The 22,810-nt window shown below is 57.9% G+C and carries 22 protein-coding genes; 18 read left to right on the top strand and 4 right to left on the bottom strand.

Annotated elements, in window-relative coordinates; all coding sequences use genetic code 11:
• Nucleotides 1–12 precede the first annotated feature (12 nt).
• The 7 genes from ABFX18_RS05870 (at nt 13) to ABFX18_RS05840 (ending at nt 7,137) form a co-directional block, all read left to right on the top strand.
• Nucleotides 13–2,127 (top strand): site-specific DNA-methyltransferase, encoded by a 2,115-nt coding sequence (locus ABFX18_RS05870; protein WP_346057719.1) that lies wholly within the window; start codon nt 13–15, stop codon nt 2,125–2,127.
• Nucleotides 2,127–4,679 (top strand): DEAD/DEAH box helicase, encoded by a 2,553-nt coding sequence (locus ABFX18_RS05865; protein ID WP_346057718.1) that lies wholly within the window; start codon nt 2,127–2,129, stop codon nt 4,677–4,679. Before ABFX18_RS05870 ends, ABFX18_RS05865 begins: the two co-directional genes overlap by 1 nt.
• Before the next feature lie 2 nt (nt 4,680–4,681).
• Complete coding sequence (locus ABFX18_RS05860; RefSeq protein WP_346057717.1) at nt 4,682–5,332, top strand: hypothetical protein; 651 nt, start codon at nt 4,682–4,684, stop codon at nt 5,330–5,332.
• 136 nt (nt 5,333–5,468) lie between these two features.
• Nucleotides 5,469–6,074: a recombinase family protein gene (locus ABFX18_RS05855; RefSeq protein WP_346057716.1), complete on the top strand. Its 606-nt coding sequence runs from the start codon at nt 5,469–5,471 to the stop codon at nt 6,072–6,074.
• Nucleotides 6,071–6,613, top strand: coding sequence for a DUF1643 domain-containing protein (locus ABFX18_RS05850; RefSeq protein ID WP_346057715.1), 543 nt, complete (start codon nt 6,071–6,073; stop codon nt 6,611–6,613). Before ABFX18_RS05855 ends, ABFX18_RS05850 begins: the two co-directional genes overlap by 4 nt.
• A complete protein-coding gene (locus tag ABFX18_RS05845) occupies nt 6,610–6,771 on the top strand; it encodes a hypothetical protein (protein WP_346057714.1) in 162 nt (53 codons plus the stop codon). Before ABFX18_RS05850 ends, ABFX18_RS05845 begins: the two co-directional genes overlap by 4 nt.
• A 114-nt stretch (nt 6,772–6,885) precedes the next feature.
• On the top strand, nt 6,886–7,137 hold the full coding sequence (locus tag ABFX18_RS05840; protein WP_346058009.1) for an FCD domain-containing protein: 252 nt from the start codon (nt 6,886–6,888) through the stop codon (nt 7,135–7,137).
• A gap of 661 nt (nt 7,138–7,798) precedes the next feature.
• Here the strand turns inward: ABFX18_RS05840 and ABFX18_RS05835 are convergent.
• From ABFX18_RS05835 to ABFX18_RS05825, 3 genes are all read right to left on the bottom strand, one after another.
• The gene (locus ABFX18_RS05835) at nt 7,799–8,830 is read right to left on the bottom strand and encodes a hypothetical protein (protein ID WP_346057713.1); all 1,032 of its coding nucleotides are present in this window, start codon (nt 8,828–8,830) and stop codon (nt 7,799–7,801) included.
• Between the two features lie 224 nt (nt 8,831–9,054).
• Nucleotides 9,055–9,552: an amino acid permease gene (locus tag ABFX18_RS05830; protein ID WP_346058008.1), complete on the bottom strand. Its 498-nt coding sequence runs from the start codon at nt 9,550–9,552 to the stop codon at nt 9,055–9,057.
• 108 nt (nt 9,553–9,660) lie between these two features.
• The gene (locus ABFX18_RS05825; RefSeq protein ID WP_346057712.1) at nt 9,661–10,470 is read right to left on the bottom strand and encodes a DeoR/GlpR family DNA-binding transcription regulator; all 810 of its coding nucleotides are present in this window, start codon (nt 10,468–10,470) and stop codon (nt 9,661–9,663) included.
• 156 nt (nt 10,471–10,626) lie between these two features.
• On the opposite strand from ABFX18_RS05825, the gene ABFX18_RS05820 reads away from it, so the two are divergent.
• The 11 genes from ABFX18_RS05820 to ABFX18_RS05770 are packed head-to-tail and all read left to right on the top strand — an operon-like array spanning nt 10,627 to nt 21,315.
• Nucleotides 10,627–11,757, top strand: a complete 1,131-nt coding sequence (locus ABFX18_RS05820; protein WP_346057711.1) for an ABC transporter ATP-binding protein — start codon at nt 10,627–10,629, stop codon at nt 11,755–11,757.
• Between the two features lie 37 nt (nt 11,758–11,794).
• The gene (locus tag ABFX18_RS05815; RefSeq protein ID WP_346057710.1) at nt 11,795–12,958 is read left to right on the top strand and encodes an ABC transporter substrate-binding protein; all 1,164 of its coding nucleotides are present in this window, start codon (nt 11,795–11,797) and stop codon (nt 12,956–12,958) included.
• Nucleotides 12,959–12,962: 4 nt separating this feature from the next.
• The gene (locus ABFX18_RS05810; protein WP_346057709.1) at nt 12,963–13,892 is read left to right on the top strand and encodes an ABC transporter permease; all 930 of its coding nucleotides are present in this window, start codon (nt 12,963–12,965) and stop codon (nt 13,890–13,892) included.
• Entirely contained in the window at nt 13,885–14,724 is an 840-nt protein-coding gene (locus ABFX18_RS05805) for an ABC transporter permease (RefSeq protein WP_346057708.1), read from the top strand. Before ABFX18_RS05810 ends, ABFX18_RS05805 begins: the two co-directional genes overlap by 8 nt.
• 57 nt (nt 14,725–14,781) lie before the next feature.
• Nucleotides 14,782–15,924, top strand: coding sequence for an N-methyl-L-tryptophan oxidase (gene solA / locus ABFX18_RS05800; protein ID WP_346057707.1), 1,143 nt, complete (start codon nt 14,782–14,784; stop codon nt 15,922–15,924).
• 29 nt (nt 15,925–15,953) lie between these two features.
• Complete coding sequence (locus tag ABFX18_RS05795; RefSeq protein ID WP_346057706.1) at nt 15,954–16,805, top strand: sugar phosphate isomerase/epimerase family protein; 852 nt, start codon at nt 15,954–15,956, stop codon at nt 16,803–16,805.
• A gap of 2 nt (nt 16,806–16,807) precedes the next feature.
• Nucleotides 16,808–17,827 carry a 1-phosphofructokinase family hexose kinase gene (locus ABFX18_RS05790; protein WP_346057705.1) on the top strand — a complete coding sequence of 340 codons (1,020 nt, stop codon included), beginning with the start codon at nt 16,808–16,810 and terminating at the stop codon, nt 17,825–17,827.
• Nucleotides 17,824–19,125: an FGGY family carbohydrate kinase gene (locus ABFX18_RS05785; RefSeq protein WP_346057704.1), complete on the top strand. Its 1,302-nt coding sequence runs from the start codon at nt 17,824–17,826 to the stop codon at nt 19,123–19,125. The genes ABFX18_RS05790 and ABFX18_RS05785 overlap by 4 nt, the downstream gene beginning before the upstream one ends.
• Complete coding sequence (locus ABFX18_RS05780) at nt 19,118–19,969, top strand: class II fructose-bisphosphate aldolase (RefSeq protein ID WP_346057703.1); 852 nt, start codon at nt 19,118–19,120, stop codon at nt 19,967–19,969. Before ABFX18_RS05785 ends, ABFX18_RS05780 begins: the two co-directional genes overlap by 8 nt.
• A gap of 8 nt (nt 19,970–19,977) precedes the next feature.
• A complete protein-coding gene (locus ABFX18_RS05775; RefSeq protein ID WP_346057702.1) occupies nt 19,978–20,319 on the top strand; it encodes a cupin domain-containing protein in 342 nt (113 codons plus the stop codon).
• Nucleotides 20,320–20,373: 54 nt separating this feature from the next.
• A complete protein-coding gene (locus ABFX18_RS05770; protein WP_346057701.1) occupies nt 20,374–21,315 on the top strand; it encodes an aldo/keto reductase in 942 nt (313 codons plus the stop codon).
• A 529-nt stretch (nt 21,316–21,844) separates the two neighbouring features.
• Here ABFX18_RS05770 and ABFX18_RS05765 read toward each other — a convergent pair.
• Complete coding sequence (locus tag ABFX18_RS05765; protein ID WP_346057700.1) at nt 21,845–22,420, bottom strand: hypothetical protein; 576 nt, start codon at nt 22,418–22,420, stop codon at nt 21,845–21,847.
• Nucleotides 22,421–22,810 lie beyond the last annotated feature (390 nt).

Below are 22,810 nucleotides of genomic sequence, written 5' to 3'. Positions count from 1 at the left end.
AAAGGGGTGCCGATGTCGCGCTTGTCGGACCTGCTGCGCACGCTAGAACAACTCGATCCCAAGCTTGCGAAGGATCTCGGTGACGAGATCCGTCCGCTTCAGAAGCGGCTACCGTTCGGTCTGAACTTCGAGCGGCATGCGCCCGAAGCAGTCGAGCTGGCGGGCCATCGCATCCGCAAGACGAACAAGGTCCGCGTGCTCCCTCCCAGAGGCTCTGCGGAAAGGGGCGATCAGCGTCTCTGGCACGTCGATTCGATTAGCGGCGGCCTCGCCGAGGTTTCGACGCCGAACGGAGAGGACCGCGAGACGCTGTCCGTGCCGGTCGAGGACCTGGTCCTCGTCGCGGAGTTCCGCGACCGCATCTACCCTGGCCTCCGGCCCGACGGCTCTGTGGAGCGGGGTGGCGACAAGCTGTTCCACACGGTGATCAACGGCGAGAACTTCCACGTGCTTGAGCTGCTCACGTTCACGCACGAGCACTCGGTGGACGCGATCTACATCGACCCGCCCTACAACACAGGCTCCCGCGACTGGAAGTACAACAACGACTACGTCGAGGGTGACGACCTATACCGGCACTCGAAGTGGCTGGCGTTCATGGAGCGCCGCCTGAAGCTCGCGAAGCGGCTGCTGAAGCCCGAGGACTCTGTACTGATCGTCACGATCGACGAGAAGGAGTACCTGCGGCTCGGGCTACTGTTGGAGCAGACCTTCCCTGAAGCTCAGATACAGATGGTGTCGAGTCTCATCAATCCTGCAGCGGTTGCACGGAGTGGTCAGTTTGGCCGAAGTGACGAGTACCTCTTCTTTGTAATGCTGGGTGAGGCGAAACCACAGCGACTGCCTCTCGGCGGTGACTGGGTTACAACGAAGGGACGCACTCACAAAGGTGAGATTCGCTGGGACCTCCTGCGTCGTTCGGCAGAGAACGCTGCTCGATCAGATCGCCCGGGCATGTTCTACCCGATCTACGTCGAGGCAGGCACCACGAAGATCGCGTCTATTGGTGACCCTCTGCCCCGAGATGTGGAAAGGTCGGGCGTTGTCCCACCAGAAGGACAGGAAGTCATCTGGCCGATACGTAGAGATGCAAGCGAAGGGCGTTGGCGTCTGGGGCCGGCGGCAGCTCGTGAAGCATGGAAATCAGGCTATTTGCGCGTCGGCTCCAATAAGGGTGAGAACAGTCCTGTCTACTACCTTGCGCGGGGTGAACAGAAAAAGATCACTGATGGCACCTACGAGGTCCTAGGTCGAACCGAAGACGGAGCAGTGATCACTTCTCAGCTCGATGCTTCAGAGCGCAACGTCGTGCCTCCAACCCAATGGCGGAATTCAAGTCACGATTCGACCCAGTACGGATCCCGATTACTGGCTCAGCTCCTTACTGGACGCAAGTTTCCGTTCCCCAAATCGCTCTACGCAGTCGAAGACACTCTCCGTTTCTTCGTCTCTGACAAGCCCGACGCTGTCGTCCTCGATTTCTTCTCTGGTTCTGGCACGACTGCTCACGCGGTAATGCGTTTAAACAAGAAGGATGGCGGCACACGTCAGTGCATCTCGGTCACGAACAACGAAGTCTCGGCCGATGAGCAGACGAAGCTGCGCAAGCAGGGGCTGCGAGCCGGCGACCCCGAATGGGAGCAGTGGGGCATCTGCGACTACATCACGAAGCCCCGCATCCGTGCGGCGCTCACGGGCCTCACACCCAGCGGCGAGCCGATCAAGGGCGACTACAAGTTCGTCGACGAGTTCCCGATGTCCGACGGCTTCGATGAGAACGCAGCGTTCTTCACCCTTAGCTACGAGTCGCCATGGATGGTCGAGGCGGACAAGGCGTTCGCCGCCATCGCGCCGATGCTCTGGCTGCGCGCCGGCGCCGTCGGGGAGCGGATCGACTCCATCGAAGGCGGCTGGGCTGTTGCTGACAGCTACGGCATCCTCAAGGACCTCGACCTCGCCAGCGACTTCGTCGCCGAGCTCCAGCGCCGCGAGGGCATTCGCATCGCCTACGTCGTGACCGACGATGACGGGCGCTACCAGCAGGTCGCAAGCGCGATCCCCGGCATCGAGACCGTACGCCTCTACGAGGACTACCTGCGCAACTGCGAGAGCACGGGTGACATCTGATGCGCTTCACACTGAAGGACTACCAGGCCGACGCCGTCGGCGACACCCTGCGCGAGCTCGCCTCGGCGCGGGACTTCTACCGCAGCGCGAGCAAACGCGTCTCGTCCGTGGCCCTGACCGCGACGACCGGCGCTGGCAAGACGGTCATGGCCGCTGCCGTGATCGAGGCGATGTTCTGGGGAAGCGATGACTTCGACGTGGTGCCCGACGAGGGCGCCGTGGTGCTGTGGTTCAGCGACGACCCTGCTTTGAACCAGCAGACGCGCTATCGGCTTGAGCAGGCGTCAGACCGCCTGCGGAGCAGGCTCGTGACCGTGGAGCACCCGTTCCGCTACCCGAAGCTGCTGCCGGGCCACGTGTACTTCCTGAACACCTCGAAGCTCTCGCGCAATAGCCTCCTAGTGCGCGGCCACGATGATACGAACATGCTCGACGGCGTGCAGTCGCATCCCGACAACGTGCCGTTCACGTTCTGGGACACGCTGCGGAGCACGATAGAGGACGACGACCTCACGCTCTATACGGTCCTCGACGAGGCCCACCGCGGCATGGGCAAGCGCCCATCGGACACGCCGACCATTGTGAAGCGCCTCATCAACGGCCATAGGGGCGTGCCTCCGGTGCCGATCGTGTGGGGCATCTCCGCGACCGTGCAGCGCTTCGAGGCGGCAATGACAGAGGCAGAGGTCCAGTCGAACCGCGTGCACCTCGGCACGGTCCAAGTTGACCCCGTGCGCATCCAGGAGTCAGGTCTCCTGAAGGACGACATCGTGCTCGACTTCCCAGCAGAGACCGGCGATTTCAACACCGTGCTGCTACGCCGCGGCGTGCGCAAGGTGAAAGCGCTCTCCGACGCGTGGGCTGCCTACGCAGCCGAGCAAGGAACAGAGCCGATCAAGCCGCTGATGGTGCTCCAGGTACCGAACAAGCCTGCTGCCGACGAGGTCGCCTCGGCCATCGACGTGATCCGCGATAAGTGGCCAGAGCTGGAGTCCGATGCCATCGCCCATGTGTTCGGCGACCATACGGTCCAGACATTCGGCATGCACAGCGTGCCCTACATCTCGCCGGAGCGGGTGCAAGATGCCTCGTACATTCGTGTGCTGCTCGCCAAGGACGCGATCAGCACGGGCTGGGACTGCCCGCGCGCGGAGGTGATGGTGTCCTTCCGCCCTGCGAAGGACGAAACACACATCACCCAGCTGCTCGGCCGGATGATCCGCACGCCCCTGGCACGACGCGTTGAGGGCGACGACCTGCTCAACAGCGTCGAGTGCATCCTGCCTAAGTTCAGCAAGGCGACGGCCAGTCTTGTGCTGGAGAAGATCATGGGCAACGACCTCACGGGAGGCGGCGACACGGGCCAGCGCGTGCTCGTCGACCCGCAGGTCATGACTACGAACAGCTCCGTACCCGACGAGGTCTGGGAGCTGTTCCAGTCGCTGCCCGCGGAGACGCTGCCGCGCAAGCACGCGAACCCCATCAAGCGGGTCACATCGCTCGCTCACGCCCTCGCCGCAGACGGGCTCGTGCAGGACGCGGGCAAGATCGCCCACGAACGCCTGCACGGTGTGCTCAACGGCCTTGCGGCGCAATACGCCAAGGACCTCGCGAAGGCGAGCGAGGACGTGATGACTGTGGTCGGTTCGACACTTCACGGAAACCAGCGACGTGGAACTCGTGCCGACGGAATTTTTCGCGAAAAATCAGACGACCGTGCAATCCAGGACTCGTACCGCAGCGGTGCACGCACGATCACGCCCGACGTGGCGCGTAGCTACATCGAGCACCTCACAGCCGATGCCGATGACGAGGACGACTACCGCGACGCCTATGTGCGGGTCGCTGCCCTCGCGATGTTGCCTCAGACGCGAGCGAAGCTCGACGAGGAGGCCGACGCGATCTCGAAGGAGTGGCTCGACGAGCACCGTGTCGCGATCAAGGGTCTGCCCGAGTCGCGGCAGAGCCTCTACGCGGAGATCACCGCCATGAGCACTGACCCGCAGCTGATCTCGATGGCGTTGCCGAAGAACCGCCAGGAGGAGACCAAGCGTGCCGTCGGCGACAGCGAGCTGCTCCTCGAACGCCGATCCCTTCATTTGCTGTCCGACGAGGAGGGCATGTTCCCGGTCGGCAAGCTGAACGCCGACGAAACCGAGGTGCTTGACACCGAGATGGCGCGGCGAGGCGCCCTCGCCTGGTACCGAAACCCGACGGGCGGGCGCGACTCGATGAGTATCGCCTACCGCGACTCACACGGCGAGTGGCGCACGCTGCGGCCCGACTTCCTGTTCTTCGTCGACACAGAGGACGGGGTGCGCGCGAGCATCGTCGACCCGCACGGGCACTGGCTCCCGGATGCCGCGTGGAAGCTGCACGGCATGGCCCGGTTTGCGGAGGTCTACGGCGATCAGTTCCACAGGATCGAGGCGATCAGCCGGATCGACGGGAAGCTGCGGGTTCTCGACTTCAAACTCGCAGAGGTGCGCGAGAAAGTGCTGGACCACTCGGACGCGCGGTTCGCTTATGACACCGCCGCTGCGGGGTACTGAGCATGGGGAAAGCGAGCAGGCTGAAGGCTGAACGGGCTGCGGCCAGAAATGCGACGAGTGCGTCTGCAAGTCAAAGGGGAATCCCTGAGGAGGAACTGAGCGCCGCTGTTATTGTCGTAGGTGAGCTCTTTGGCACAGAGGCCGACTGCGCGGCTGCCGCAGGCCTGCTCGTCGCGATCGGCGAAGAGCTGGGGCATACTCTCCGGCCGCGGCCCGTCTCTGCGATCATCCGGGATAAGAAGTCCAAAACGCTGCTTGCGATGGGGCCGAAAGCGACAGAAAAATTCAGTCCCGAGCAGGTTGCCGACATGGAGAGCCGTTGGCCAGGTGGACGAGACACAGGCCACATCGTTGTGACTTCTGACGAGCATGAGCTTCTGCTCGATCCCAACATGCGACAGCTGGGGAGCGTGGGAGTTGATGCGCCCAGCATCTTGATCCGTATCCGAAGCACGGAGCCAGAGACGGGTGAGTGGCAGTTTCGCCACGAGAGTCTTGAGATTCTGTACTTCGTTGACGACGAGAACCGCGCTTTACTGCCGGGCTATGAGAACGCACTTCACGAATCACGTATCTATGCGCAGGCTATCGCCGAGGGGATCCGTGCCGGAGTTGATCCAATCCAGATCGCCGTCCGCATGAAGAAGAGCTGAGATACATCGCTCTTGCGCTGCCTTTTCGCAGTCCATCAGGGCCTACTCGGTGGACAGCTTTTACTGCCGCATGATCACGCGTAAAATGTAGTGGTACATGATCGTCGCTTTACAGGTTCGCCGGGAGGTCTATAACATGGCAACGAAAAAGGCGCACAGCGGCCGCGTCTACGGCTACGCGAGGGTCTCGTCGATCGATCAGAACCTCGACCGGCAGCACGAGGCGCTCTCGGGCGTCGACGTGCTCGTGGAGGAGAAGGTCTCAGGCAAGAGTCGTGACGACCGCGAGAAACTGCGAACCCTTATGGACTTCGCGCAGGCAGGCGACACGATCCGCACCAAGAGCATCGACCGACTCGCGAGAAATACCCGCGACCTGCTCGACATCATCGACGAGCTGCTCGCAAAGGGCGTCTCCGTGGAGTTCGTCGACACGCCCCAGCTGAGCGTCTCTACGAAGGAGGGCCGGGCGATGATCACGATCTTTGCCGCGTTCGCGCAGCTGGAGCGTGAGTCGATCCGCGAGCGCCAGCTGGAGGGCATCGCTCTCGCCAAGGCGGCCGGCAAGTACGAGAAGGCCGCGAAGCTCACGCCTGAGCAGATCGCCCAGGCGCGCCAACGCGCTGACAGCGGAGTCCCGAAGGCGAAGGTGGCCCGTGACCTTGGGGTAAGCCGCCAGACGCTCTACGCGGCGCTCAGCGGCACGGGCAAGTACGCGGAGCTAGCGGGCGCGTCAGCATGATCACCTATCCCGTCGGCCAGGAACCGGACTTCTGGGACCCGAACCCGGCGGATGCGCGGCACCGCTTCGCCCTGGGTCGGATCGGAGGCTCCTCGCCCTCTAAGCCTCCTCTCATCGTTATCGGCATGAATCCCTCGCGCGCGCGCGAGAGCGAGTCCGACAGGACTGTGAACCGGGTGATCCGGGCGAGCGAGGAGATCGGCGGGTACGACGGCTGGCTCATGCTAAACCTCTACCCCGAGCGATCTCCCAAGCCCAGCGCTCTCGGCGGGTACGACAGGGGGCGCTCCGATGCGAACTGCGCGGCCATCGTCCAGGTGCTGCGTCAACTCGGCGCGACCGAGGTGCTTGGCGCGTGGGGCAACATGGGCGGATCGGCCACGCTGAGAAGGGCTCTTTCCGATGTGCGGGCGCTCCTAGCCGGCATTGGTGTTCACGTCTTCACGATGGACCCCCTGACCAGGCAGGGCAACCCGCGCCATCCTCAGCCGCCGGGGCGCCCGTTGCCGATGCTGGGGCCGAAGGCGTACCTGCCATGACCGATATACCGAACGTCCGCGTCGGCGACGGCTCGGGCAACGAGCAGTACAGGACCTGCGCCGAGTGCGGCGGCGAGGGCGTTGGTATCAGGTCCGCGTTCTCGTGTTCCGAGCACGGCCTACACGGCGTCACCGACCCGTTCGAGAGGACGAGGTAGGGAGAGTGCTCGCTGCACCGCTCCGAGTGCTTTGCAGGCCCTCCGTCGCTCCGCTCGTAGCACCGTACAACGAACCGAGACGGGTCTGTCGGCGTCGGCGATGGTAGGTCCGCAATCATCACCGCCACGGGTAACCGGCTCATGCTCGAGGTATGGGACAACCTCTACATTGAGGCCCGGACGGCGGCGACCATCATCAGAGGCCACACCGACCTCAACGCCACAGCCGAAGCCCACGCACCGATCCTGCAAGCCTTCGAAACCGGCCCCCCGGAACTCTGCACGGAACTCGTCATCGACCACCAACACGAATACTCCACCCGCCCGCACCACAAATCACCGCAGCAAGACACATACACCACCTGACCGAATGAGAGACAGCCGCTCGACCCCTTCAAAGTGGGTCCCGCTAAGGCTGCCCTCCGGGTCCCGCTTAGGTTGACATAGCCAGCGTTTAGAGCTCGAAGGTGTTTTTTGATGTTCCTGCTGGTGCGGTGAAGTTCCACCGCGATGCGCCCGACATCACCACCAATGGAATGGAAAGCTCGCAATAAACGCGAAAAGCCCGAATACCAGTATTGCGTAATGCGGGTAAGAGAAGTTTCGGTGTGCTTCCTTCAGCAGCTCAAGTACTTAGTATGCGGCGAGCGCATCGGCTAGTCCTTCCGCGCCCTCTTCCACCAAGTTCTCAATCAGCCTCTCTCGCAGTGCTGGTGCGTCCCGAGAAAGCTTCCCGACTGCCCGAGCAAGAGATTTAGCTTCTTCAATACCCCTTGCTGTGTCTTCATGATCGACGCCGCTGTCGACTGAAGGTGTTGCGACTCAGAATCTCCTCGTGTGACATCGAATCCTCGAAGTACTGCTCATTCGTGGAGACTAGATGATTTGCAGGATCGATAGAAGTAAGTTGCTTGACTGCATTGAAGTTCTACTACGTAATGATCAGTACTAGATCCTTGAATATCATCAAGATCAGTCTTAGTTTCCCCATTGGATGGGGAGCATAGTTCCACCAACACCGTTGATTTTACGCGGATTCATTATTGGGAGTGCTCAGTGCCTTCCTCCAATTCTGAACCGTCTTCGTTGAGACCCCGAAATCCGCCGCGACGATTGAATCTGTCACTTTCGGGTACTTTGAAATGTACGCGGCATACTCCTTCAGCTTGCTTTCCCTTGCAGCATTGCGTTTAGCTCGGGACTTCTGAGCCATCTCAGTACCGTGAAGCGATTGCGCTAAAGCAATCTCCGGATCGAACGCTTCCACTGCGCCCTCAGCAGCACGACGTATTGCACCATCGATGCCCGGTTCACCCCAGAGCTCTCTGATCCAAGGATCGTATGTAAGAAGCATCTCGAGAGCATCTGCATCCATGAAGTGGCCTTCGACCGTAAGCGCCCGTCCGAGTACCTCCATCGACAGTGACGAGAGGTATTCATTCAATAGATTTGACCGCGCTTCCTTGATGAAGGCTCTATTCCAACGCCGTTCAATGAGAAACCTGTTCACGTCCCCTTTAGGCTTCCACCCGTTTTTTATTCGGGCACGATACTTCGCTTCCCTCTGGCTATCGCGCGCCTCGGACCGCGCCCGCTCTGCGTCGGTCTCGGGTCGCCGCCGTGTCGACTGACGGGCGATCGGGCGGATAGCTTCGGACCTCGGCCCAAACCGTCCCCTCCCCTCCTCACGAACAGCGAACTCCGTCATCCATAGCGCGCGCTCAAGTGTCGCGGCAAAAGTATGCCTATCGGGATAGAAGGTATCCAGCATGAGAATCAGATCAGTGTCATCTGGCGCGGGACCTTCGCGCGTGAGCCTGAACTTATGACCCCGTGCGGCCAGTTCAGCCGCAGCTTCCATCTCCGCTGAGCTTCTCGCGCGCCTGAAATAGATTCCCTGGCTCTCACCGAGACACGGAACATTTCTTTCGAACGCCTCAGCGCCGATCTGTGACGCGTCAACCGCGTCCGGCGCGCCATGCCCAGAATCATCGAAAGGACGCGTTAGACCATCTTCTAGGGGACTTTGCGGTTCCGCCTCGTCTGCCTTCTCATCCACGTCGTCAGGGCCTCCTGGAAAAGTGTCCCAACCGGAGCAAGAACGTTCAAGGGAAAAACGGCTGATCCATATTCGGGAAGAACGTCTTCGCCATCGAGTGTTGTCCAGACCAGCAGCAACTCCGAAGCGGGTCCTCGTACGCATCTTGTTATGCCTGCAGGGCAAAATGCGATGGTCACAGGGTGCTGGTTTAAATCGCGCTTCAGGTCATCCGTGGCTCGATATTAACGCCTTGGACCGGGACCCTCGACAACTACTTGCCCAGGCCTCGTCATTGCGCGCTGATCGAAGTTCCTCCGGCGACCCCTCATGACCGCATAAATTGCTGATCCAATAGCGAAAATGACGAGAGTTGCAAGCATCGAGGACCAATCGACTAGCCAGCCGCTTCCGCTTGGGCGAGGCCATAGGACGTTCACTGTTTCGAACACGAGCCAAGCTAAAGCGATCCACGAAACGGGGGGTGCCCATTTTCCCAGAAAAAGCGGCCCGTCGCTTAGCGGCTCCCATTTGCCAGTGAATTTCGCGATCGCGATTCCGAGGACCGGGAATGTGAACGCGAGAAAGAAGCCAATAACCGTAAACGCGATAAGAATGTCGTAGATCCCTGGGCTCTGTAACGGAATAAAGAGGAGCATCGGCAAGACGCCCGCAACTAGTGTTGCAGCAACTGGGAGCGCTTGCTTGCCACGCAACCTCCCGAGGACGTTCGAGAATGGCAGCTTATCAGGACGGAACGGGTGTTTAGTGCCTCAGTTTTGAGGTCACCGGCGGCTTCCACTCGCTGGATAGCAAGCTGCAGGGTCGGAGTCGGGCGCACTCGGCGTCATTTACGTTCTATCCGAATTTGAGGGCGAGTTCTCTGTAAGCTCCACAGAGACACCGGCTGCCCGGATCGCCTCGATCTCTGCAGCATCCGCAACCTCGCTGGTAATAATGATGTCGATGTCCTCAACCGATCCATAGCGCCATAGCGAGACTGTCCCGATCTTACTTCGATCGGTTAATAGGACGGTTCGATGAGAAATTCCGAGCGCAGCTCGCTTCACTTCGGCCTCTGCATTATCAGGCACCGTCAGTCCGTGCAGGGCGGATACCCCATTTGTTCCTAAGAACGCGACATCCACGTGAATTTCACGCAGGCTTCGAAGCGCAAAATTATCTACTTCTCCCAACGTCAAGGGACGCACCCGGCCCCCCAATGTCACTACTGTGATGTTTGTTTTGGGCCGCTCTGCCAGCGATATGGCAGTGGGGAGCGAATTAGTAAAGACAGTCAATTCAGCGTCATCTGGAAGGAGCTCGGCGAGCAGCAAAGAAGTCGATCCTGATTCGATGAATATAGATCCCGATGTAGGCACGTGGGCAAGAGCGCGTGCAGCAATTACGTGCTTCTCAGCAGTGAACATCGTGCGTTTACGCACTCCCAATTCTGTCGCGCTGCGCTCCACGGGCACGGCTCCCCCATGGGTGCGACGAATGAAGCCGGCCTCTTGCAAAGTTGTGAGGTCTTTTCGGATCGTCTCCGCGCTCACGGCATAGGTTTCTGCAAGGTCGGCGACCTGGACCCTTCGCTTTTCCCGTACACGCTGCACGATTTCGTAACGGCGTTCATCCGTGAAGGTCTTTTGATCGGTCACTCTATCTCCCGTCGATCTCATGTAAATCTAGCAAGACTTAGAAATTGTGAGTACTTCCGTTTAGTTCTTGACATCCTTTGTTTAGTTGTGTTTTGCTAACTCTAAAGGCCGGAAAGGTTCCGTTTTTCCTGTCGAACAAAGGAGTTGAGACCAGGCATGGTGAATACCGAGACAACAGCGACCAGCGGAACTATAGCTTTTCGCGGGGTTTCCAAACGATACGGCTCCGAAGTGGCGGTAGACCACATCGACCTCGAGGTTAGGGCGGGAGAATTTCTGTCAATCCTTGGCCCAAGCGGGTGTGGCAAAACCACCTCACTTCGCATGCTTGCCGGCTTTGAAGTGCCCAACACCGGTTCCATCGAAATATCTGGCGTCGATGTTACAAACGAGCCGCCGTATCGCAGAGATGTCAACACGGTCTTTCAGTCGTACGGACTTTTTCCGCACATGACGGTCGCCCAGAACGTCGCCTATGGGCTCCGGCAAAAGCGCGTTTCCAAAGCAGAAATTGCAGACCGTGTGCGTGAGGCGCTTGACATGGTCAAGATGCTCCCGTTCGCAGGTCGGCGCCCGGCGCAACTTTCCGGGGGCCAACAGCAACGCATTGCACTTGCACGGGCCCTCGTAAATCGGCCGAGCGTGTTATTGCTCGATGAGCCACTTGCTGCACTCGACCGAAAGCTCCGCGAGGAAATGCAGGTCGAATTGAAGTTGATGCAACAGCGTCTCGGTATCACTTTCGTTTTCGTCACGCATGATCAACAAGAAGCTCTTTCGATGAGTGATCGAATCGCAATCATGCGAAACGGCAGAGTCCAACAAGTTGGCAGTCCTGACGACGTTTACGATCGCCCAGCGAACATTTTCGTCGCGGGATTTGTGGGGCAGCAGAACTTCCTTAAAGGCGCTCTGGCGCTTGAGGGAACGATTAGAACACCAGAATGCAATGTGGTGACCTCTTCACCGTTGACAGCCGCTAGTAGGGGTGCCGAATACCTGGCCGCAATCCGTCCAGAGTCAGTCCGGATTCTCACGTCTGAACCTCAGCGACTGGAAAATGTGCTGAAGGGAACATTGTCGAGTGTGTCTCATCTAGGTGATGTACTCCAATCCTTGGTGATCACCGAAGCGGGCACTGAGATTCTCGTCCGTGTTCCGCGAAGCTCCGAGGAGGCCCAACCCGTCGGGTCCACGGTTTGGTGTGCGTGGGAGCCCCACCAGGTTCTCGTATTCCCGGTCGATGAGGTGAACACCGAGACGGCGCTTATTGCGGCCACTTCATAATCAGCCATGTCTGTACGCCAAAGAAGGAATGCAAATCATGAATCAAGAATCGATTAAGATCCTCGCCTCACAAGCAATGAGCGCAAAGCTCAACCGCAGAATGTTCCTCGCGGGTGGGCTCGCTGGAATCGGCGCCGTGATGCTCGCTGGATGTAGCCCACAGACTTCTGGAAGTGGTGGATCCGGTAGTGCCGGACAGCTTAGCGACGAACTCGGAATCTACAGCTTTCCGAGCTACTCCAGCCCGGACGTGATCAAGACGTTCTCCGCAAAGAACGGACCGAGGGTCACGATCGACTCCTTTACCAGCGCCGAAGAAATGGTGGCTAAGCTCAGCGCCGCACAGGGCACCACCGGCTATGACCTCGTAACAAGTCCTTCCGCGTATGTGCTGCCTTTGGGTGAGAAGGGTGTCTTCCAGAAACTCGACCATGATCGGCTGAGTAATTATTCAAAGCTAAATCCGTCTCTCATGGGTAGATCGTTCGACCCGAGTAACAGCTATTCAATCCCCAAGGCGACAGGCTCCACGGGGTTCGCTTACGACAACACTAAGATTTCCCGCAAGCTGGAGACCTGGGCTGATTTTCTTGATGCCGGTGCCAATGAGGCGAGTGGTCGCATGTCGATGATCGACGATGCACGCACGATGACGGGCCCATATTTTTGGGCGAACGGTCTCGATTGGAATACCGAAAACAAAGCGCACCTTAAAGCTTGCCAGGACTTCTTTGTGAAGTATGGGTCGAACATTAAGTACTTTGATACGTCCGTCGGTACGAGCGGGAAGATGAATTCGGGCGAGCTGGATCTCGTGCAGGGTTTCAACGGTGACCTGAGAATGGGGCTTCTCAATGAGAAGAATCCCGAACGCTGGACTTTCGTTTTTCCCGACATTTCCGAGGTATGGATTGATAATTGGGCGCTGGCGAGCGGTGCCCCCAATGAAGATGCGGCGTACGCTTACCTCGATTTCCTCTTGGAGCCAAAGAATGCGCTGGCCGAGGTCGACTACTTGGGTTACGACACCGGTGTTCTCGGAGTCGCTGAGGAAGCGGCAATGAGCAACGCCACCAAGTACCCAGAGCTCATGTTCTTCACGCCGGAGCAAATGTCTAAGTGGACATTGTCTGAAGTTAACTCAGGCCGCCAGACACTCGTCGACGTGTGGAACGAGACCAAGTCTGCGGCAGGAGCCTAAACAGATGGCTGGAAACGCCAAGGAAGTACGATTACAACGGCATGGCTTGCCGCGACTCGATGCGAGTTTGCCGACATGGTTTTACTATCTCTTCTTCTTTATACTGCCCGTCGGTCTCGTGTTCTGGTACAGCTTCGGCTATAAGCCTGACCTCTTCACCACACACGCAAATGACCTGCTCTCGTTCGACCGCTACGTCGAAGTCTCTGAAGGAGTCTTCTTCCAGGCTTTTCTTCGGACGCTCGGTATCGCAGTTCTTGGAACTGGATTGGCGCTGATCATCGGTTTCCCGTTCGCTTACTGGCTTTCAGTGAAGCTGACGCCGAAATGGAGGTATGTCGTCTTAGCACTAGTCATGATCCCGTACTGGACAAACTTCCTTATTCGAACCATCGGCTGGCAGCTGATTCTGACCGGAGAAGGATTTCTGTCGCAGATGTTGCAGGCAATCGGGCTGATTCAGGGTCCATTGGATGTGCTCGGCACGAGCGGCGCAGTTCAGCTAGGCGTGGTCTACAACTACCTCCCTATGATGATCCTTCCCCTCTTCGTGGCGCTCGAACGAATCAGCCCTGCATTGCGAGAGGCGAGTTACGACCTAGGGGCAGGACGGTGGCGCACGCTTTTCCAAGTGACCTTGCCGCAGGCAATGCCCGGCATCGGCGCAGGGCTGCTATTGGTATTCGTGCCGCTTATGGGTGACTACATTACTGGCACGGTCCTGGGCGGAGTGAAGGGCACGATGGTCGGGCAGCTCGTCGCAAGCGATTTCCTAGTCGCGCAAGACTGGGCACGGGGATCCGCTGGGGCCATCGTGCTCATCATCACCATTCTGTGCGTTGTCGCCGTTGCCGCTTTGATCTGGCGAATTACGACGCTCCTGTACAGCCGGTTCAACCACATCGATGTGATTGGAGACCCTGGTCGTGAATGAATGGAAGTTCGCCTGGAGAATCATGGGCATTCTGGTGCTCGTCTTCCTCTTCATCCCGATCCTTTTCATTGTGATCTATTCCTTCAATAGTGGACGGCTGTTGGTCTCATGGGGAGGTTTCAGCTTCGATCCCTATATTCAGCTCGGCCAAAACGACAACATATTGCGCTCCGTGTGGACCTCAGTGCGAGTCGCACTGCTGACCGCACTTCTCGCTACGGTCTTGGGGTCGCTCGCCGGCATCGTTCTTGCTCGGATCGGAGGACGAGGAAAACGTCTGCTACTAATTATGCTTGCTCTGGTACTTGTGACACCGGAGATTGTCAATGCAGTGGCGCTCCTGCCATGGTTCGTTTTCCTTGGCGTCGACTTGCATATGCCGTTTTTCAACAATGGGGTCGCTCGAATGGTCATCGGCCATTCTTTGTTCTCAACGGCCGTTGTAGCTTTCGTCGTACAGGCCAGAGTCGGGAGTCTAAACGCATCTCTTGATGAATCTGCTGCAGATTTGTACGCAACTCCTGTGCGCCGATTCATGCAGATCACCGTGCCGCTGATGATGCCCGCAGTGCTCTCAGGAGCTTTACTCGCTTTTACGATGAGCCTCGACAACGTCGTCATCTCGAGCTTTGTCTCCGTGCAAGGTTCGACCCCCTGGCCCGTGGTTGTCTTCGGATCGTTGAAGCAGGGCCTCACTCCTGAGATGGCCGCCATGTCGGTGATTATGTTCCTCGCTTTAATGCTGACGCTGCTCCTTGCTGTCTTGGTATTGCGCCGATCCGCGTCTTCGAAAGAGATCGCGGGGATGCTCGCAGGCGGCTCTCAAAAGTAGAACACGGATAAGAACCAGCCCGGATTACAGGGCATACCACCTGAAGGAGAGTTTAAAGTGAATGCTGATATTGCAGTTGTTGGCCTGGGTGCGACCGGAAGTATGGCGCTGTGGCGTCTCGCAAGTCGTGGCGTGAAAGTCGCCGGCTTTGAACGGCACGGTATCGGTCACGACCGCGGTTCGACACATGGTGAGACTCGTGCGTTCTTTCATATTGATCCTGAAAAAGCTGCATATGTGCCTCTGACGGAACGTGCGGCAGAACTTTGGAGCGAACTCAGCGAAGCTTCGTCAGTGCAGCTCAAAGTAGATGTTGGCGGACTATTTGTGGGAGCAGAGAAGTCAGAGCTGATCACCGACCTCGATGCGCTGATTGCGCAGGAAGAGTACGCACATGAGCGCCTCTCATGCGACGAGATCCGAACCCGCTTCCCGGCGCACCGTGTCAGCGAAGGCGATGTAGGGATCTTTGATCCACTGACCGCCTATCTCAAGCCTGAACTTGCGGTGCGCGCGGCGGTCGGTGAGGCAGTGAAGACTGGCAATGCTGAGGTTTACAGCCACGCTGGCGTTTCCAGGATCGAGCCACATGCAGCCGGCGTCACAGTTCACGTCGGTGAGGAGCGCTACGAGTTTGATCGCGTCATTGTCGCAGCAGGCGCGTGGACAGGATCACTCATGCCCGAGTATCGTCTTCCGCTCGAAGTCCGCCGGATCCCGATGACATGGTTCACGGCTTCACCCGGCCGCGAAGAATGGTTCACTCCTGAAAGATTCCCCGTGTTTTTTCGAGATATCGGAGATCAGATGGGGTGGGGTTTTCCCACTCTGAGTTCAATCGGCACGAAGATTGGTCTTGACGGTCGATACGGAGAAGTTCTTGAGGATCCCTCAGTGAACCGTGACCGCGCCATAGAAGCCGACAAGCTCGATTCAATCCAGCGATTTGTACAAGGCGCATTTGATGGGATCGATCCTCACCCGACGACGGTACACCCCTGCATGGTGACCTGGGCTGGGAAAGAGGACTTCATCATTGGACCGATGGAGGAGAACCCGCGGGTCGTGCTGCTATCTGCATGCTCAGGCCGCGGGATGAAGCACAGTCCCGCCACCGGTGAGCTCGCCGTGCAACATGCCCTCAATGAGGTCCCATTCACTGACGTTTCGATGTTTACGCCGCGCGTCGCGCGCGCCTAAGGTCGCAGAGTCTTATAGATCGGAAACCCATGCCTTCACTTTCCCGCCAAAATCTCACCGGATCAAACTTCGCATACCAGCACATCAGTTTCACGCATTTTCTCGACGACATGGTCGATCTCGACTTGCGAGAACTGGAGCTATGGGGAATCGCTCCTCACCTCCATATACCCCAGCTCACCCGCGGTGACATCGAACAGATCGAGAGGCAACTCTCTGAGAGAGAACTTTCGGTGCGGTGCATCACTCCCGAGCAGGTCATGTACCCCGTAAATATCGCGTCATCCGATCCGGTCCTACGGGCGAATAGTCTCGCGTTTTTTCGTCGCGCGGCTGAAATCGGAGCCGAACTCGGGGCACAGTGGCTGTTTCTCACCCCGGGACGCGGGCTTGAAGACGAGACGCCCCAATCCGCATGGGGACGTTCTGCAGAGGCATTATCTGAGATTGGTGATTATGCAGCATCTTTGGGGCTCGGATGCCTGCTCGAACCACTACAGCGAGTTGAATCAAATCTCATCAACTCAGTCGCGCAACTCAAGCGAATGATGGTGGAGCAGAATAATGACACCTTCTCTGTCGTGCTCGACGTGGTTGCAATGCATGCCGCGGGCGACACGGTGAGCGACTATGCTATGTCGTTCCCTGACCAGATCGGTCACGTCCATCTCATCGATGGAGACCCGACGGGACACCTTGCTTGGGGAGATGGGACACTGCCGCTCGCTGAGTACGTACACCAACTGATGAGCATTGACTATCGCGGAAAAGTCACCTTTGAACTTTTCGGCGACGGAACCTATTGCCTCGATCCTCGTCCTGCAGTCGAGAAGTCCATCGCCGGATTCTTGGCGGCCCTCGAGGCATCGAGTGCCAGGTAAACATGAGTACAACGCTGCCGCAAAATCCATCCCCCATCACGCCCGAAGCTTGGCCGCCGCGAGGCAGGCGGGTGCTACTTGTGGGCCCAAACCCCGCTATGGACCGTATCCATACTGTAGAAGTGCTGGCGCCAGGATCAGTACATCGGTCAACTTCCATTTCGGCGAGGGCTGGAGGGAAATCTTCAATCGTCGGCCGAACGCTCAGACGACTCGGTGTTGAAGTGAGCATGTTCGGCTTCCTGGGCGGACCCATTGCAACACCACTTATACGCGAATTTGAAGAGCTGGGGATCGAGGATAAACACACCAAGATTTCCGAAGACACGCGCGTTACGACGGTTGTGGTGGAATTATCGAGCGGTCGCTCAACGGTGCTGAACGAACCCGGACCGCTCGTCTCGAAGTCAGAACTTTCTCGCTTCGAGGACACTCTTTTCCACAACATACGTGCCGGGGACCTGATCGTCTGCACCGGTAGTCTGCCTCGCGGAGTCGGTGACGATTGCTACGGACGGATCTCAAGGATGGCGACGGAGCGCGGAGCGTTCACCGCAATCGACGCGAGTGGAGAACCGTTGTCCATGGCACTCAAATCCGCCCCTTGGTGCGTGAAATGCAACCGGCAAGAGTTTACGCAAGCACTCGCGATCACTGAGGATGTCGACGATGCAAAGCTCATTGAGCTCATGCGCGAACAGACAAAGCGTGGAAGCAGCATCGTAATTGTCACTATGGGTGGCAGTGACTTCCTTGCAGCCACCCAGCACGGAGTGTGGCGTATCCACGTACCGCAGATCGATGTAGTCAATGCCACAGGATCTGGCGACACCTTCTTTGGGAGCTTTATTGCTGCAATTTGGCGCGGCGATGATTTGGAGGGTGCCCTGCGAGATGCGACGGCCGGAGGAGTAGTGAACGCCTTGCAGCTAGAAGCCGGGTTACAAGTTGGAGCATCGCTCGAGCCATATCGGTCTCAAGTCTGGTTCGGAACGGCAATGTTGGAGGGGTTGAGACGATGACAGTCACTCTCGGATTCGATGTCGGAACGACCCGTACAAAAGCTCTGATCTACGACACCTCAACTGCCCAAACCCTGGCTTGCGTCTCCGGTCGGACACCCGTGACTTTGACTGCAATCGGAGATCGTCGTGACGCTGACGAAGTATGGGCATTGCTTGGTTGGCTTTGTACTGAGCTACGGGAATCCGGTGCCCCACTGACGAGGGTTTCGAGCATTTCTCTCGTTGCGCTTGGCGAGGAGATCGTATTCCTCAACGAGCGTGGCCTTCCTACAGGCCCCGTTGCCTGCTGGTACATCGAGCAACCGGCTGAACTAGATACGGAAGCGGATCAACCTGCGTTTCGGCTCGCCAGTTGGTACGCAATCCGGAACGCAAGCCGACAGCAGGATCTCGCGTTCAACGCTGCGCACACTTTCACTGACCTGGGTAGTTCGCTCCTGCTGCGTATGGTCGGCGCAGCGCCACCGTTCATGGATCGAAGCCATGCGTCCCGTACGGGGCTGTTGGACAACGAAACAGGAGAATGGTCGAAGGAGCGACTTCTTAGTTGTGGAGCGAAGAAACTCCTCCCGCCGCACCTTGTCGATAGCGGCACGCAGGTCGGTGTGATCTGCGCAGAGGCAGCGAGGCATCTCTCGCTTAACAGCGGCGTGCCCGTCGGCGCGGGCGCACACGATCACATTGCTGCAGCCCTCGCCGCGGGAGTCAGCCGGAGCGGAGACATGTTCGTGTCAGTGGGCACCTCAGAGTCACGGCTGATGTTGCTCGATCACGAGTGGGCAGAACTCACTCGGCTCGAACAGCCGGGGTGGGAGATCGGTTACTTCGCGGATGGGCGGCACCGTTACCTGCACAATTCTGCCCTCTCCGGTAAACGAGTTTCAGAGCTCGTGGCGGATGATGTTGACAAACGGGAGATTTCGGCGGTGTACGACGCATTGACGTCGTTGTGCGAGGACAACAACAACAACACCTTTTCCAAATTGAGATCTGGGCAAGGCGTTACTGCCGACGTGACGGTGTCAGCTCTTTACGTCGAGCTCGATCATCAAGCGAGTGAAAGCGCCGCCGCAATTGAACAGATGTCGGAAATGGCCGGTGAGCTCACGCAACGCATAGTCGTTGTCGGTGTACCTACGCAACATGACGCGTGGGTGCAGATTCGTAGCGAACGATCCAAACGCCCGCTTGAAGTAATACGCGTTGAAGAGCCGGCTGCAATTGGAGCAGCGTTATTGGCTGCCCAGGCAATTTCTGACGTAAGAGTTCCAAGAAACGAGAAGTGCAATGAGTAGAATTTCCACCGCGGACCTAGTTGCGGATGCACGTGCGTCGGGTGTAGGCGTCGCCGCACTCAATGTGATTCAGCTGGAGCATGCTGAGGCAATCGTCGATGCTGCTACGTCACTCTCACGACCGGTAATCTTGCAGCTCAGCGAGAATGCGCTCACTTTTCATGGCTCGCCAGAACCGATTGTGGCCGCCTGCCGCGCAATTGCAGACGCAGCCCAGGTGCCGGTGGCTCTCCATCTCGATCACGCAACTTCAATAGAACTATGCCTCGATGCTGCACGCCTAGGTTTCGACTCGATTATGATCGATGCTTCGGCCCAATCTTGGGATGAGAACCTACGCATCACCAGCGAAGTTGTACGGATTTGTGAGCCGCAAGGGCTGTGGGTTGAGGCAGAGATAGGTGAAGTCGGCGGCAAAAGCGCGCACACGCCCGGAGCTCGAACAGATCCCGGAGAGGCTGAACGATTTGTCGCTCTCACTGGTGTCAACGGCCTCGCTATTGCGATCGGTTCGCAACACGCAATGCGTGATCGCAGTGCGACGATTGACCGTCAGCTACTCACTCGCATTCGGCAGCAGGTCGCGGTACCACTCGTACTCCATGGCTCCTCCGGCCTTTCGGACACTGAGATTCTGGCCGCGATTGAGGGCGGAATCACGAAGGTGAACGTAGGCACCCAACTCAACATTGCTCTCACCGGGGCAGTTCGCATGACGCTCGACGCTGACGAGCTATTGTTCGAGCCTCGTCGTTATCTGGGCAATGGCCGTCGGGCCATGAAGGAACTTGCAGCCGAGCTCATCGAGTTGATTCATCCCAGTACTAACCAAAGGAACGAGTAAGGATCATCATGTACAGCATCCAGGGAATCACCGCTGAGCTAAAAGCAGCAGGAACTGAACAGAACGTCATCTCCGGCGAATGCAAGAACTCACTATTAGAGATGGCTCAGAGCCCTCATATGGCGTTCGGCATCTGGGAAGGAACACGGGGTACCTGGCGCTCAACATGGGAGTCGTGGGAGTTCTTTACGGTCCTTTCTGGCAGCGGCACTCTGACTGACGGCGAAGGCCACGTGCACGAGCTCGTTGCGGGCGCAAGCGTGTGGATTGCGGAGGGAAGCACCGGTGTGTGGAAGGTTGAGAAAACCTTGCGCAAGAGCTACGTCATTCCTGTCGAAGAATCTAAATAGCCAGCGCCCGTCGCGGGCAAGTGCGGCTCCGACAGATGCTCTACATATCCACTAATGACGAAAGAAGAAGCAATGCAGAAGGAACAACCTCCCCTAGCGAATGGCCGAATCGGACTCGGCATGATGCGAATCGATTCTCTCGATAGTTCGGGGATTCGTGCATTGTATTCAGCGGCCCGCGGACTGGGAATTACACTTTTCGATCACGCCGATGTCTACGGTCGCGAATGGCATGACTGCGAACGGCGCTTTGGGAGCGCGGTGAAACTGGCCGCGTCTGAGCGTGAGGAGATCGTGCTGCAAACAAAGTGTGGCATTCGCATGGACGCCCCCGGCCTGGACTTTTCCGCCGAACACATTCTCCGGCAGGTAGAGGGGTCATTGCGCTCACTCGGTACGGAATACCTCGATGTGTTAATGCTCCACCGCCCCGATACGCTTGTTGAACCAGAGGAAGTCGCCCGAGCCTTTGACGAGCTCGAGGAGTCGGGTAAGGTCCGGACTTTCGGCGTCTCGAATCACACGGGCGGTCAAATCGATTTGCTGCGGACATGCGTGCGACAGCCATTGATTGCGAATCAGGTCCAGTTCGGCCTCGGCCATGCCGCACTCGTGGCGCAAGGTCTCGCTGCAAACATGGAGGGGAACCCGCAGTCGTATGATTTGGATAACGGTTTGCTCACATACTCGCGTGTACATGGGATGACGCTTCAGGTTTGGTCCCCGTTTCAGAGCGGGTTCTTTGAAGGTTCCATCTTTGATCTTCCCGGACAACGTCCACTTCAGTCTTCTCTGTCACGGATCGCTGAGAAGTACAACACCTCGTCCTCAGCGATCGCTACTGCCTGGATCACACGCCATCCCGCACGTATGCAAGTGATTCTCGGCACGACCCGAGCTGATCGCATATCAGAATCGATACTTGGCTCGAAAATTGTACTGACTCGGGCAGAATGGTATGAACTTTACGAAGCGGCTGGCTATATCGTGCCGTAGGAGCGAAAGACTGACAGTCCCGCGAAGTTATCCTGTCCAGCCTGTAATGGGTCACGCTTGCCGCAAGAGATCTTAGGCGCGGAAGCGAGACGCTTCCATACACTTGGCTCTCATGACGGACGCGATCTAATAGTCACGTGATCGTTTCTTGAGTTTCGAAGCGCACTCAAGGGCAACTCGTAAATGACCTTTTTGCTTTCATTCGATAGTCGAGCACTCAGGTGAACACGGACGTTGATTAGGACGATTTTCGGCGTATGTCGAGGAGCTCAAGATCACGCACTCCTCGAATCGCAACTTCAATTCTCGATGCGTCGCGCATGGTTTGTGACTTGCCGCGTCTGCCTACAAGGGATTCGCCCCGCGACCTTAGAAGTTGCGACCTCGTTACTTCGACATCTCTTGTAAGCATGAACTTGCTGTAGTTCCGGCGCGTGCGGAGTGCGGAACATCAGGCTCTGAGCGCGATCTATGCGCTGCGCCCCTGCCCCAGCAGCACCGCGTGCCGCATCGGCGAGTTCGCTGGTGGTCATGTGGTACGACTCTCCTGCTCGGAGGCGGCCAAGGGCCTTTGGTCTGTTTCGGTTAGTGACGCAGAAACGGCCGCAGCCATCTCTTCCGCTCCTCGCTCAGCGAGATGCTGAACCAAGGCCTCTCCGAAGGCCCTGTTGCCTTTCGCGAGTGCCGCCGTCACGTCGGCGAGAACCGTCGCATCCTTTGCCAGATCGGCCATAGCCGTGCTCTCGACCCCGAGCCTTGCGATCAACGTCGAGAGGGTTCGCAATTCAGCGGCACCGGCCTGAAGTGAGACGGTTTCCGATGACGCTTCCACTCGAATTGTTCGTGCTGCATCAGCGATGTCCATGATCCTCGAGACCAAACTCGCTGTATTCATTTCCACGGTGGAGCGAAAGGCTCGCTGCAGGTCCGGCGCGGCATGATTACGGATATGCCGATAGATCGAATGGGATGAGATCCCGTTGCTTTGCGAAATTTGCGAAATAGGACGATTTGAGTAGATCGCATCCTCAATTTCGCTACGCTTCATCGATCTACATACATCGCATGGTCGCCCAACAGTGATTTTCCCTTCGTTCATCTCCATTCTCCTGGTTTGTGTTTTACGAGTGACTCTCGCACTTGCGTTGTTCATGCACCTACATCTGGGGGCTGAAGGTTCTTAAAGTTCAAGGTTCATGAACCACTTCAGGGAAGCTTCTACTACTCCCCGTTCCGGGCATCAGTTCCGAGCTTTAGGATGCCAGATAGGCCCCCTTACCCCCACGGAGAAACGTAAGTTATCTCCTGAGGTGTCACCTCGTCAGCTTTGATCAGCATCGTTCAATATCGACGGGCGGGCCTGCCTTTCTGCCTAAGCCATAACTAAGCCCGATCCCTCTGCAAAAGTAAAGTCCCGGTTTATCAGCCGTCGCTTTTCCCAGTGAAGCCATGCTCCCTGGGCCGGAGAAGCCAGAGCGTCTTTCGACGCGCCCCC

This window comes from Leucobacter alluvii, from assembly GCF_039530485.1.
GTDB lineage: Bacteria > Actinomycetota > Actinomycetes > Actinomycetales > Microbacteriaceae > Leucobacter > Leucobacter alluvii.
This window is presented reverse-complemented; position numbering and strand designations above follow the sequence as displayed.